Origin of the sequence: Orientia tsutsugamushi str. Boryong (assembly GCF_000063545.1) — a bacterium.
Lineage (GTDB): Bacteria > Pseudomonadota > Alphaproteobacteria > Rickettsiales > Rickettsiaceae > Orientia > Orientia tsutsugamushi_C.
On the sequence record NC_009488.1, the window covers coordinates 780,900 to 793,334 of the forward strand.

The following is a 12,435-nucleotide window of genomic DNA, read 5'->3' on the forward strand; positions in this document are numbered from 1 at the left end:
CTAAAACTAACCTTAAGTTGTATATCTCTGGTGTTAATGAGTAAAATTTTGCTGTAATTTTTTTTTTTGGACCAGCATTTTTTCATTTATGCATAATCTAGTGTTTATTAACCTTGCTGAGAGTTTTTAACAATATTGCCAAATTTAGAATACTGATTAGTATAGTGTAACTTCACTGTACCAACTGGCCCATTACGGTGTTTAGCAACAATTATTTCAGCAGTATTATGACATCTATCTTGTTTAGCAATCCATTCCGTATATTCTGGCGTTCCAGGAGCTGGCTCTGATCTAGATAAGTAATATTCCTCTCTATATATGAGCATTACAATATCTGCATCCTGTTCAATGGAGCCTGATTCTCTTAGATCTGATAGCAACGGCTTTTTATCAGGCCTTTGTTCAACAGCTCTAGATAATTGTGATAATGCAATTATTGGAATATTAAGTTCTTTTGCAAGTGCTTTTAGGCTTTGAGTAATTTCAGAAATTTCATTTACTCTATTATATTGACTTCTATTTGAATCAATCTTAATTAACTGCAAATAATCAATAAATAATATTGCTAAATTATGAGTGCGTTTAAGTCTACGAGCTCGTGATCTAATTGCTGATATTGAGATTGCAGGAGCATCATCTATAAAAAAATTCCACTTTTGTATTTCATTTTGTACAGTCTTTAACTTATCAACATCTTGTTCACCTATTTTACCGTTAAATAATGCAGAGCTATTAATTTCAGATTCTATAGAAAGAATTCGAGTAGAGATTTGCTGAGATGACATTTCTAAAGAAAAGAAGCCAACTGATGGTACATTATCTTTAGTATTTTTTTTGAGTAAGAAAATATTTACAAGCATTTATTGCTAAGTTAACTCCTAAAGCAGTTTTACCCATTGAGGGCCTGCCAGCTAATATTATTAGGTCAGAATTTTTAAATCCTCCAAGCTTTGAATCAAGGTCAGGTAGTCCACTACTAATACCGTTAATAGAGTTTTTATTTTTAATAGCAGATGAAATTGATGTCCATGATTCTTCAATTGAAGTTTATAATTTTATAAATCCTTGACTTAAAGTTCCTCTTGAAGCTAGATCATATAATTGAGATTCAGCAGTTTCGATCTTACTGATAGCTGTATCTGCTAAAGTAGAAGAATATGCATTCGTTGCTATTTTTTCTGCAATTTCAATTAAATAACGCCGCAGTGCGAGATCATATACTATTTTGCCGTATTCATTAACATTAACTATACTTAATGCTAAAGTTGTAAGTTTAGCTAGATAATCTACTCCACCTATTTCCTCAAATGCGAGTTCATTGCCTAGCATATTTTTGAGCGAAATTACAGTAGCACTAATTCCTTTACTAATAATGAGATTAATTGACTTATATATTTTACCATGTAATGGTTCATAAAAATGTTCCGGCAGTAAAAATTCGTTAATGTTATATAGCGCACGATTGTTAATCAGAATTGCCCCAAGTATCATTTGCTCTGCTTAAATATTATTTGGAGCAATCTTTGCAAGATCTTTTTCCATATCACTCTTTAAATTTTATTAAAATTATTCGAACTTAACTAACTCAAAAGAAAACCCTTGAGCTTTAAAAGCGTGCGCAAGATTTTCCATATGGTTGATTGTGATGTAACTATCAGCAAATCCTGTTTTAGCTTTAATGAATATTTTTTTATTAACATTATCTTCATTTACAACTTTTAATGGACTAAACCATGATTTATCGATAGCTTGACCATAACTTTTAATCAAAGATTCTCGTACTTTGTACCAAGTTGAGTTGGAGTCCAATTGTTTACTCAGATTCAAGAGATACTCTTCTTCATTGATTTGTTTCTGTGAAACAGTTTTGAGTTGCTCAAATGGTGTAACTTGTAATTCTTGTCGTATCCATATACATCTTGTACAGCTTGTAATATCTTTGATCTATCACATTCTGTTAGTGTAATATTTTTAAGCAACTTAACAAAAAACTTAGTTCGAACTGCTGGCCCAAAACTACAAGAAGTCAAAATTTGATAAGCCATAGCTGCTTCAAAAGAACCAGCAATTTTATGCTTCAACTGGCTTTCCTTACTAAGATTTGTCCTTGTTTCAATTTGCGCAAGATATTTTTCCTTATTAAATTTTTCTACGTTATCAAATCCACAGTTGTCACTATTTGCCTGATCAGTAGTTCGTAATTCATTTGCTAACGCTTTTGCCATATAGTTTAGAACTGATGCCTTACCGCCAAAATGATAATTCGAATATTGATCTGCTAGCTTTAATAGTAATTTGTTGATAAAGTATATGTTAAAACCTCTATCAGACTTATGTTGCAGTGTAACTACATCTTCTGGTGTTAGTTGGGTAAAAGTCTTCTAGCCTGTACCTTTTGAACCATTCTTTTTTACCATTCGAAGACTTGAGAATCTTTGTTATTAGTGATTCAATGTCTTTATTGCGATTTTTAGTTGAAGTCCGTATATCATTTTCAAAATCATCAACATTTTGAAAATTTTATTCTTCATTTTCATTTTTGTTATTCTCTACTAACTCACCTTCAGTAGATCTAGATATTTTAGACTTTTTTTATATATCTATATATGTCCCTGAAAAAAGTTTCAGGTTGACCTGAAATTTCTTTCATGTTGGGACGAAATTTTTTTTCTGGTAAGGCTATATTTTCTTCTTTTCCTTTTTCACTATAGTGCTGAAAATTTTTCAGAATTTTTATGCAAGGAACATTACGTAACTTAACATTGTCTTTAATTATTGTCCTATTTTCAACTTCAATAAAACCTGCATCTCTTAATTCTACTAAGCATTGCCTAACTCTTCTTTGACCAACATTCAGCTTATCTTCATAAAGTTGATAACTTTCCTGTAATTCATCTATATCTTTGTTGTAATAGATATGTAGTCTAAATACTATGAATGATAAAAGCTGTTTAGATGTTTTACTTAATGCTTTTCCATTATCTCCACTTAGCTTTCTCCATTCTGGTGGAATGATATTTCCAATAAAGTTATAAAATATTGTGTCATTATTGTTACTATTATTTTTAATAATATTACAACTATTACTACAGGGCGCATTTTTCATCTCCAAAAATACAGCTATAGTAGGTGTTTTAGAAAATAATTTTTTTATAAAATTACAGTCAAATTTTTGTTCAAAAGGTTGAAAATAGGTTGAAAAAAATTTTTATGCCAAACATATATAAATCTTCATACTTATACTATCTGCCTTAGAAGACCAATTTTTCCTATAGCACATCTTTAAATCAATGATATGTCCAAGATTATTAAACTTTATGTCTTGATTTAGATTATTAAACTTTATGTCTTGATTTTTCGATGATAGCAACTTTATACGCTCAAGTTTCGTTAACCATGTATTTCTGTCTATGCTGTGTACAGCCATTGTTTCCCTCTTACGTTCTTACTTTTCTGCTAACCCTTCGGGCTCCACCCACATTAGACCTCTTTCGAAACTGGTTAAGGTAGTTCAAAATTATAAATGCCAGAGATCAAATTAAATCTAAGACCAAATCTTTTACGTCTATTTCGATATTTGTCAGCAATAATTTTGAACCGTTTTAGCATAGCAATAACGTTTTCATTGACAACTCTTTTTCCTGCTAACCTACGATTATTCTTTTTATCATTTTTAGTTAAAGGATTTTTCTTGCTTTTTTTCTTTGGTAATGCAGAATTATTGTGAATTTTTTGTATACCTTGATATCCTGTATCAGTAATCGCTTTAATCTTAGGATGGATAAGAATTTTGGATTCCTTAAATAATCTAAAGTCATGTTTTTTACCGTTAGAAAAATCTGTACATATTACTTGGTGTGTTTTCTTGTCTACCACTATTTGAGTCTTTAGTGTATGCCTTTTCTTCTTTCCTGAATAATAGAATTTTTGTTTTTTTTGGGTCTTTCTATTGGACTCTCAGTAGCATCAATCAAGACTACTTCATAATTCATATCGCTATTCATTAGAGCTTTACGACCTGGAAGAGCAAAGTTTGGGTGTTTAACTAAGGTGTCTTCTACCCATTTTACAGCTTTATATGCTGAACTTTCACTAATCCCATAGTTCTGACCTATATGAAAATAAGTACGGTATTCTCTAAGGTATTCTAAGGCCATCAATAACTGTTCCTCCAAATTGAGCTTATTTTTACGCCCTCCTTTTGATTTCTTAACACCATCAGCTTTCCTCAAAATATCCACCATCTTTGAGAATGTTCCCTTCCTTACTCCTGTTAATCGACGAAATTTTTCATCCTTTAACTCTTTAATCTGATCTAATTTCATTATTACTTCAAATCAGATTTTTATAACACCATTTTACATCATTGTATAGTTTCGAAAGAAGTCTATTACTGGATTTCATCACTACTATGGCTAACTCAGCCATCCTTACACCATCTCCAAAGCATCACTTGTACTTTGAATACTTACTTAATTACGTAAGAGTTATAAGGACTTCTCAAGTTGTGTCATTAATCTTTACAAACTCGCTGACGCCTGTGACCCCGGTGGTTGAAAATTTTTGGATTTTTACTAGTTTGACCTCCAATCTTCTTTTGCCTACTATGTAGTCTAACATATCGGCTTCCACTATATAAGCCTTTCGGGGATATCACGTTCACCATTTGGTTTCGGCTCGAATGTTTCACTGTCTACGCTTTACTACTGTCGTTACCTTCAGCAGCACAAGACTCGCTATATGGTGGATCTAGCTTCTCCTTCCATAACTCGACTTTCACCAGTAAGATTAAATTTACCTTATCTTGACTTACTTACCAATCTTGCCGCTCAATAGCAGTAACTTAGGTATAAATGCAACCTTGCTACATCTCTATAGTCTCTGTTTGAGAAACCTCATGTCCGCATATTCTTTCATTTAAATAATCATATACATATAACCTCACACCGCACTCTTTTCAACAAATTTTTAGCCATGATGCTATTAGTTCTTAAACACTAGTTATTACCTACTTGAAAATGCCTACCTAATTATGTCTACTTATGTATACTGAATGCTAGTATTAACTGGTCTAAGCTTGTTATCAACAGCTATTCTATTATCAAACACAAAGCAATTACCTTGCCATAAATTTTGCAGATTACCAGTATCCATAAGATACTTTAATATTCCTCCTTTTAGATGATAAACCTGATCAAAGCCTATATTTTTCAAATATGCAGTAGATTTAACGCATCTTATGCCACCAGTACAATACATAGCAATTTTTTTTCCTTTTAGTTTATCTTTATTTTTATGAATCCAATCAGGAAATTGCTTAAAGGTATCAGTATTAGGAATAACAGCATTTTTAAAAGCTCCAATGTTAGTTTCATAATTATTGCGTGTATCTATCACTATACAATCTGGACGTAAAATAAAACTGTCCCACTCATCAGCTTGTATGTATTCTCCCATTAGAGCCTGCACATTAATACTTCCAACTCCTAAAGCTATGATTTCATTTTTAAATTTAACTTTCAATTTATCGAATGGATTATAACTGCAGTAGTTTATTTTAACATTTAGATCAATGGCGTAACCAAATATATCTTTAATTTGGTTGAGAACAATGTTAATATTATCATTGGTTCCAGCAATAGAACCATTAATTCCTTCTTTTGCAATGATAATAGTACCTTTTATATATTTTTTCTTACAAAGCAGTAGAAGCCTTGGTAATAAGGTATCCAAATCTTCTATGTTAGTAAAATAATAAAAACTTGCTATGGAAAATGGTAGTTTGATCACTTAATAATACATTATTTACTGATATAAAAAGTACTTTTTATTATAAAAGCTATCATTTTGCTATTATAAATAAAATAATTGAAACTTCATAACTTAAAGAAATTATGTTAAACTAACTCACTTCTTCAATATTGCTTAAATACCATTGTGGGCCTGGTGTAGTAATATTCTTGCTAAAGGTCCACTCTTCTTTAAGTTTATTGCCATTGATTTCTATTCTTATCTTAATGAAAATATTATTGCCTAGAGAATTAAGATTGGAAAGCTTAAAATTAATACTATTAACATGAATATTAGCATACTTGCTTGACATTTGATGAAATTGATCAACAAATCTTTTATCAAGTAATGAAAAAATTGTTTTATAATCAACATTTTGTACTGCTTCAATAATCATTTTTATTACATTGATAGCAGTATTATAAAACCTATTAATATTAAAGCTAGGCACTTTACTTTTTAATTTTATTAATTCAGTGATTATGTAATCTGCGGCTTCATCAACCACTAAATTATTTTGTTTGAAATAATTTAAGTCTTGATTACATGATAAGCGAATTGATGAAGATTCAACAACATTAGTATTAGTTACATCCTTTAAATTATAAGGCTCTCCAAAATACGATTTAAAACTTTTATGTTTTTGCCTTTCAGCTTCATCAACACTACCAAGTACAGCAATTAACTTTCTGATTAATAGCAACATTATGCCTAATAAAATTATTGATTCAATTAAGTGAGTAAACATTTTATTTCTTATTATTTTTTGGAATCAAAATCAAAGATAAATAGAATATTATCATGACTTACGAAAAAGTAAAGAGAGGTTATGTATAATGATTGGTTAACTATGAGAATAGAATTTATATAGCTAAGACAAACAGTCAACATATGTTCATAGATATGCTTACTATGAGAGAAAGAGCTATGCAAGCTTTATATAAACTAGCATTTAGAACAAGTTGCAGAAACACAGCAGATAAATATTCGTATAGTTTTAGAACTGCAAGATCAGCTGCAGATGCAATAAAAAAAGTGTTATAGTCATTTACAATGAAGTTTGAGCATAGAAAAAAGAGATAATAGAATTAGCAAATTGAGTAATTTGATGTTTAATCCACAGCTTCATATTAGCCGAAAACTTTTCTATCGGATTTAAATCTGGAGAATAAGGTGGAAGAAAAATAACTTTACAACCAACAGATTCTATTAACTCTTTAGTTTTTTTAGACTTATGAAAAGCAGCATTATCGATTACTACAAACTGAGCAGGCTTTAACTCATTAATTAATACCTGCTGCACCCAAGCTTCAAATAATCTTGTATTACATGCACCATTGTGCGATTGATTTATTATTAACATAACCAGCTATAATATTTGTACGCTCGTAATATTTACCACTCTTTTTGCTGCTTACATGAGTTCCTTTTTTGCTCCACCCTCTATTCTTGCATATAGACATTTCAATGCCACTTTCATCTATGTATACCAAGTTTTCCTTAGGTATAGCACACTTATTCACTTGTTGATATTTTTCTCTTATTTCTGGTTTTGCTTCCATGTAGGTAAACGTTTTTTTTATAACTATAGCCGAATTTTTTCATATAATAACTCGCTACCCTTATTGAAATTCCAAAATGTTTCCCTGCTTGTGCCAGAGTTAGATTTTGATTTAGCGAAATGTATTTTTCAAATTCTATCTTATATATTTTCCCTTTTTTACCAAGACGATCTCTTTCTTTATAATGACCTTCTGATTTATATCTTTTATACCAATTTCTTACTGTGTTTGCTGCTATATCAAATTTTACTGAGGCAGCATTACAACTTTTTCCTTCATTAACACATTTTATTACTTTCTCTCGAAAGTCTTGGCTATATGATTTTGGCATTCTCTTTTCAGAATACTATGCTTAAACTTCATTGTAAATGACTATATATATAGCTAAACTACTATAAAAAATTATAATAATAAGATGTTAAGATGTAATGAAAAAGTAATTAGTATGACATATACTATTGCTTTTGGAAAAAAGTGCTGGACATAAAGGAAAGAGAGAGAAAATTAGTTTTGAATCAGCATTAAAACGTTTAGAAATAGGAAGGAGTACGGTATTTGCATGGAGTAAAAAATATTGCAATTAAAAAATAGAAACAAAGATCCAATAAAAATCTCCATTGATAAACTAAAAGAAGATGTGAGTTAATATAGTAACGCATATCAATATGAAAGAGCTGAACAACTAGAGGTAAGTAAGTCTCATATACAAAAAATATTCAAGAAATTAAATATTACATATAAAAAAGCTTTAAAATATCCTAAGTCCAAAAAAGAAGATAGATTAAAACTTCAGGATAAGATAAAAAGTACAAAAACGAAGGAAAAGTTATTGTTTTTACGATGCGAGAGGTTTGGTTCATAGCTTCCTAGAACTCATAGATATACAAGCAAAATGTATGAGGAGATGTTACGACGTTTATATCTAAACTACTATAAAACAGCCATATTATATATTTTTCAAAAAGCGCGGTTATGTCATAGTAATATTTTATTATTCTTGATTTTGCTTGAAACAATTTTTTCAATAGACCTCTTTCGAAACTGGTTAAGGTAGTTCAAAATTATTGCTGATAAATATCGAAATGGACGTAAAAGATTCGGTCTTAGTTTTAATTTGATCTCTGGCATTTATAATTTTAAACTACCTTAACCAGTTTCGAAAGAGGTCTAATATAACACAACTGTTTTATAGTAGTTTAGCTATATGATTGGCATCAGTCAAAGAGAACTAATGTTATAGGAAGATTAGTAGATAAATCTCTGCTTAAACAGTTTCAATTTTTGACTGCAATGTTAATACTTCTATTTTTAACTGTTGGATAGAACAGTATTTAATTCAGAAATTACATAATAACTCTGTAGTTGTGATAAACAATGTAAGTTTTCATAAACATCATCATTTAAAGTAGACGTATGTTTTAGATAATAGATAATACAACTTAAACTACAATCGCTTAAAACTATTGTAGTTGCTATTGTAAAACCCAAGCGGAATAATAGAAGGTGCTGAAGTTATTGCTATTGCTTTGAAAAGTTCTCCCATAGCTCGAACAGATGTAAGCCTATTATATTGTAGATCTAATTTTGAAGCTAAATTCTCATCTGAGTTTATTTGTTTTAACATATTTAATCTTGTTTTTATACCTAATTTATGTAAGAGAACATTTTGTGATATGCTTCCAAAACTTACTATACCTTCAGCAACGGCAATATTTTTCAAGCTCCAAAAGTCAACATGTGCTGACAAGTCAGCACATCCTAAATTTTCTAATAATGGATGATATTGGTGATGTTTTACAGCCTGCAAACTACTATTATATTGATAATTTTTTCGCTGTTCAGGAGAAATATCATAACCATAATCAATTATTAAGCCCCCTCCTCCATTTTTTTTCAATAAGTTGCTTACTGCTTGTATAGTTTGATGTTGTGCTGGTGAGATTTCTAGCACTCCACCATTTGGAGCATTATTGTGCAACTTTAAAAACTTATTTTCATTAATATCAGCGTCTATTGTATCAAAATATAATTTATTATTGTTATCAATTTTCACTACTCGTTCTAGCCAATTTATTTGTCCAGACTGTTGATTGATTTTTTTTATGTATTGCTTGATTGGTAAAGCATCAAAAAATTCATTTGCTAAAATAATAGTTGGATAACTACTAACAATATGGTTAACTGATTTAACCCATTTTATCGGCACATTAAAACTTAATAAAGTGTCTCGCTGAATCTTTTTAAGAGTGCAATTAATTTCTACAAGAATAAGGCTGATAGCAGTGCTAAACTTTTTTATATGTCTTGTAGCATTTAAGATGTCATGCAACAACGTGCCATTACCTGGTCCTAGTTCTATAAGATCAATTTTCTGTGGACAGTTAAGCTTATGCCATAGATCTATACACCATATTCCTATCATTTCTCCAAACATTTGTGAAATTTCTGGAGCAGTAATAAAATCTCCAGCTTTACCTAACGGTTGCTGAATACGATAATAAGAATTATACCTTGATTCCATAACAATAGACATTAGATTTTCAACTGTTATGTTATTTTCTGAGCGTATAATTTGCCTAATATGTTGTTCTATTTCCATAAGCAAATAATGTTATTTAATTTTTATTCTTTCATATTGATATGCGTAACTATATTGTGATACATTTTCTTTTAGTTTATCAATAGAGATTTTTGTTAAGTCATACTCATTCCAGAAAGAAAGATTCTAGAGCAATGTAGATTCTATAGCTAGTAAACTATATGAAATGCATTGAAAATGAGAGGATAACGTAGTGGCGTGTATTAGCAATGAAGCATGGTAATGCCTGTGGAGAAAAGGCGCAATACTGATAACATTATTTCAACAACAATGGAGATAATGACGAATGATAAAAACATCTATAGAATTACAAGACCTGAAAAAGAAAATATATATCAAAACTAAAGCTGAAAAGTAATGGTGATTTCGTGGATTATATGTACATGTATGTAAGATAGAAACACTTAGATAAGCCTTACAAGATTGCTAAGAACAATAAGTGAGTGCCAGTAATAGATTACGTTATCTTTGAAATGATAGAGTTAGCTGGGGTTGGAACAATTTCTAGAAAATATATAAACAGCATTGCAAGCCAAAAGCTATTATCCACAAAGAAAAAGAGTTAAGGTAATCCCTAAAGCTGGGAATAAAATGAAAAATCTATCTATACCAGCTACCAAAGATAGAGTGGTAGCAAGAGTACTAAAACTAATTTTAGAACTAATATTTGAAGCTAACTTTCAACCTGGATCATATGGATATCGCCCTAAATGAATTGCAGCTAAGGCTATAGAAACAGTTACAATATCAGCAATCAAGTAGAAGATAAGAGTAATAGATGTAGACCTATCGCTCTTACTTTGAAACAATTACACACCATGATCTATTCAACAAGATAGAGTAGAACATGTAAGTGATAAAGATGTTATGAAGCTATTAAAACTGATAGTAAAAGCAGGTGAAAAAAGAGAAATATCTCAGGGTGGACCACTATCACCTCTTTTAGGCAATATTTATCTTAATGAAGTAGATCAAATGCTAGAAAGAGCAAAGATCGTGAGTAAACTAAGAGATGGCTATAGAAAATAGCGGTGGTTAGAAAAAGCAATCAATATAAGCCTAAGACAAGAACTGTTGAAAATAAATGTTAAACTAAACGAAGAAAAAAGACAAAAGTAGTTGATTTAAAGAATGGTGAAACATTTTGATTTTAGGCTAGTAAAAACTAACCAATGTAAAACTAAAATTCAGAAAACACCTAGAATGATAGCACAAACTTCTATGCTAAAAAAGACTAAAAAAAATATTCCGCAAGGTTTGTATCGCAACCAGTTGATAGAGTAATATAGTCATTTACAATGATGTTTGAGCATAGAAAGAAGCAATAATAGATTCATAAAATTTACCAAATTGAGTAATTTGATTTCTAATTCACATCTTCATATTAGCCCAAAACTTTTCTATTAGATTTAAATCTGGAGAATAAGGTAGCAAAAAAATAACTTTATAACCAACGATTCTATTAATTTTTATCGCTTCTTTCTATGCTCAAACCTCATTGTAAATGACTATATTTCTTCTAATTGATGAATATTCTGCAATTCACTAACAAAGCAGCTTTCATACTTTCTACTTTCAGCTAAAGCAACTTGTAAAGACTAAACTTTTTGTAGAGGGGGCAGTTCATCGAGTATAAACCACATAGTTTTATTTTTACTATTAGTGTTTCTGCATATCAAAGCCTTAATAGCTATGCTTATCCAGACTGAAATCAGTAGGTGTAAAGTAGCTCTTTGACTTGGGTTAGCAATAACTAATTCTATCGACAAGTAATTAAGTAGCGTAATAATTAGCATTATTGCTAATGGATTCATCGCTGTATTATTTCTAAAATGAAATTTAGTAAAAGAAGAGAAGTATGATACAACACAAAATTGTTGAAAATGCTTCAACTATAATCCATAATAGTTATTATCTTATTTGCGATAATACTCGTTACTGCAAGTCTAAGAAAGTAAAAAATACCTAAAAACATAATAAATTCAGAACTAGCATTTTAACCTACATATAAGTGTTACCATAAGCTTGATGTTTAGCTATAAAATTTATGCATTTATAAAGCAACTACAGCTGTATTAATATTACTTGCCAATATGATAATAATATCTTGATGGTAATTGCACAAATGTAACACAAATATGTGTATAATATTTAGCTAATTGGAATGCTAATTTTTAATCAAGCAACTTGAATTTATAGTTGATAAGCTTAGAGCAACCTTCAGTTGGTAATGTTGCTTAAAAATATTTTTTATTTTTACAAAAGTATTTGCTATTAAATAAAAATCATACTACACACTATAAGTTTAAGCTAATTTTAAAAATTAATAAGTTATTACTTAATTACTTCAATTTAAAATTAATGAATGGTGATAAATATGCCAGTAATATTATTTAACTTTTTAAATATGAAAGGTATGTAATATATACCTTTCAATATTTAAGACTACTGTGTTGTTATAAGCCTTTCAGAGTGTTAAATTTC

12 protein-coding genes and 2 pseudogenes are annotated in these 12,435 nt (G+C 29.9%); 2 read left to right on the top strand and 12 right to left on the bottom strand.

What is annotated here, in order from left to right:
* Nucleotides 1-107: 107 nt before the first annotated feature.
* From OTBS_RS03800 to OTBS_RS16210, 10 genes and pseudogenes are all read right to left on the bottom strand, one after another.
* Nucleotides 108-1,491 (bottom strand): annotated as a pseudogene (locus OTBS_RS03800) (replicative DNA helicase).
* A gap of 75 nt (nt 1,492-1,566) precedes the next feature.
* On the bottom strand, nt 1,567-1,809 hold the full coding sequence (locus tag OTBS_RS18285; RefSeq protein ID WP_332370167.1) for a DnaA N-terminal domain-containing protein: 243 nt from the start codon (nt 1,807-1,809) through the stop codon (nt 1,567-1,569).
* Nucleotides 1,810-1,823: 14 nt separating this feature from the next.
* Nucleotides 1,824-2,225: a hypothetical protein gene (locus OTBS_RS18290; RefSeq protein WP_332370166.1), complete on the bottom strand. Its 402-nt coding sequence runs from the start codon at nt 2,223-2,225 to the stop codon at nt 1,824-1,826.
* 356 nt (nt 2,226-2,581) lie between these two features.
* On the bottom strand, nt 2,582-3,106 hold the full coding sequence (locus tag OTBS_RS18295) for a hypothetical protein (protein ID WP_080571834.1): 525 nt from the start codon (nt 3,104-3,106) through the stop codon (nt 2,582-2,584).
* Between the two features lie 102 nt (nt 3,107-3,208).
* Nucleotides 3,209-3,427 (bottom strand): hypothetical protein, encoded by a 219-nt coding sequence (locus OTBS_RS03810; RefSeq protein WP_011944659.1) that lies wholly within the window; start codon nt 3,425-3,427, stop codon nt 3,209-3,211.
* A 74-nt stretch (nt 3,428-3,501) separates the two neighbouring features.
* A protein-coding gene (locus tag OTBS_RS11815) for an IS5-like element ISOt6 family transposase (RefSeq protein ID WP_157866341.1) occupies nt 3,502-4,325 on the bottom strand; the annotation gives its coding sequence in 2 pieces (ribosomal slippage) (nt 3,502-3,938 and nt 3,938-4,325; 825 coding nt in all).
* 715 nt (nt 4,326-5,040) lie between these two features.
* On the bottom strand, nt 5,041-5,787 hold the full coding sequence (locus OTBS_RS03825; protein ID WP_173361692.1) for a rhodanese-like domain-containing protein: 747 nt from the start codon (nt 5,785-5,787) through the stop codon (nt 5,041-5,043).
* Nucleotides 5,788-5,902: 115 nt separating this feature from the next.
* Complete coding sequence (locus OTBS_RS03830; protein ID WP_011944661.1) at nt 5,903-6,538, bottom strand: hypothetical protein; 636 nt, start codon at nt 6,536-6,538, stop codon at nt 5,903-5,905.
* Between the two features lie 300 nt (nt 6,539-6,838).
* The gene (locus OTBS_RS16205) at nt 6,839-7,153 is read right to left on the bottom strand and encodes a transposase (protein WP_232488905.1); all 315 of its coding nucleotides are present in this window, start codon (nt 7,151-7,153) and stop codon (nt 6,839-6,841) included.
* Nucleotides 7,154-7,305: 152 nt separating this feature from the next.
* A complete protein-coding gene (locus OTBS_RS16210; protein ID WP_041621200.1) occupies nt 7,306-7,683 on the bottom strand; it encodes a helix-turn-helix domain-containing protein in 378 nt (125 codons plus the stop codon).
* A gap of 723 nt (nt 7,684-8,406) precedes the next feature.
* Between OTBS_RS16210 and OTBS_RS14020 the strand changes: the two are divergent.
* A pseudogene (locus OTBS_RS14020) lies at nt 8,407-8,502 on the top strand (IS5/IS1182 family transposase); the annotation flags it as partial.
* Nucleotides 8,503-8,796: 294 nt separating this feature from the next.
* On the opposite strand, the gene OTBS_RS03850 reads toward OTBS_RS14020, so the two are convergent.
* Entirely contained in the window at nt 8,797-9,951 is a 1,155-nt protein-coding gene (locus tag OTBS_RS03850) for a class I SAM-dependent methyltransferase (RefSeq protein WP_041621201.1), read from the bottom strand.
* A 591-nt stretch (nt 9,952-10,542) separates the two neighbouring features.
* Between OTBS_RS03850 and OTBS_RS17570 the strand changes: the two genes are divergently transcribed.
* Nucleotides 10,543-10,665, top strand: a complete 123-nt coding sequence (locus tag OTBS_RS17570) for a hypothetical protein (RefSeq protein ID WP_269459332.1) — start codon at nt 10,543-10,545, stop codon at nt 10,663-10,665.
* A gap of 884 nt (nt 10,666-11,549) precedes the next feature.
* Here the strand turns inward: OTBS_RS17570 and OTBS_RS17880 are convergent.
* Nucleotides 11,550-11,765, bottom strand: a complete 216-nt coding sequence (locus OTBS_RS17880) for a type IV secretion system DNA-binding domain-containing protein (protein ID WP_041621202.1) — start codon at nt 11,763-11,765, stop codon at nt 11,550-11,552.
* Nucleotides 11,766-12,435 lie beyond the last annotated feature (670 nt).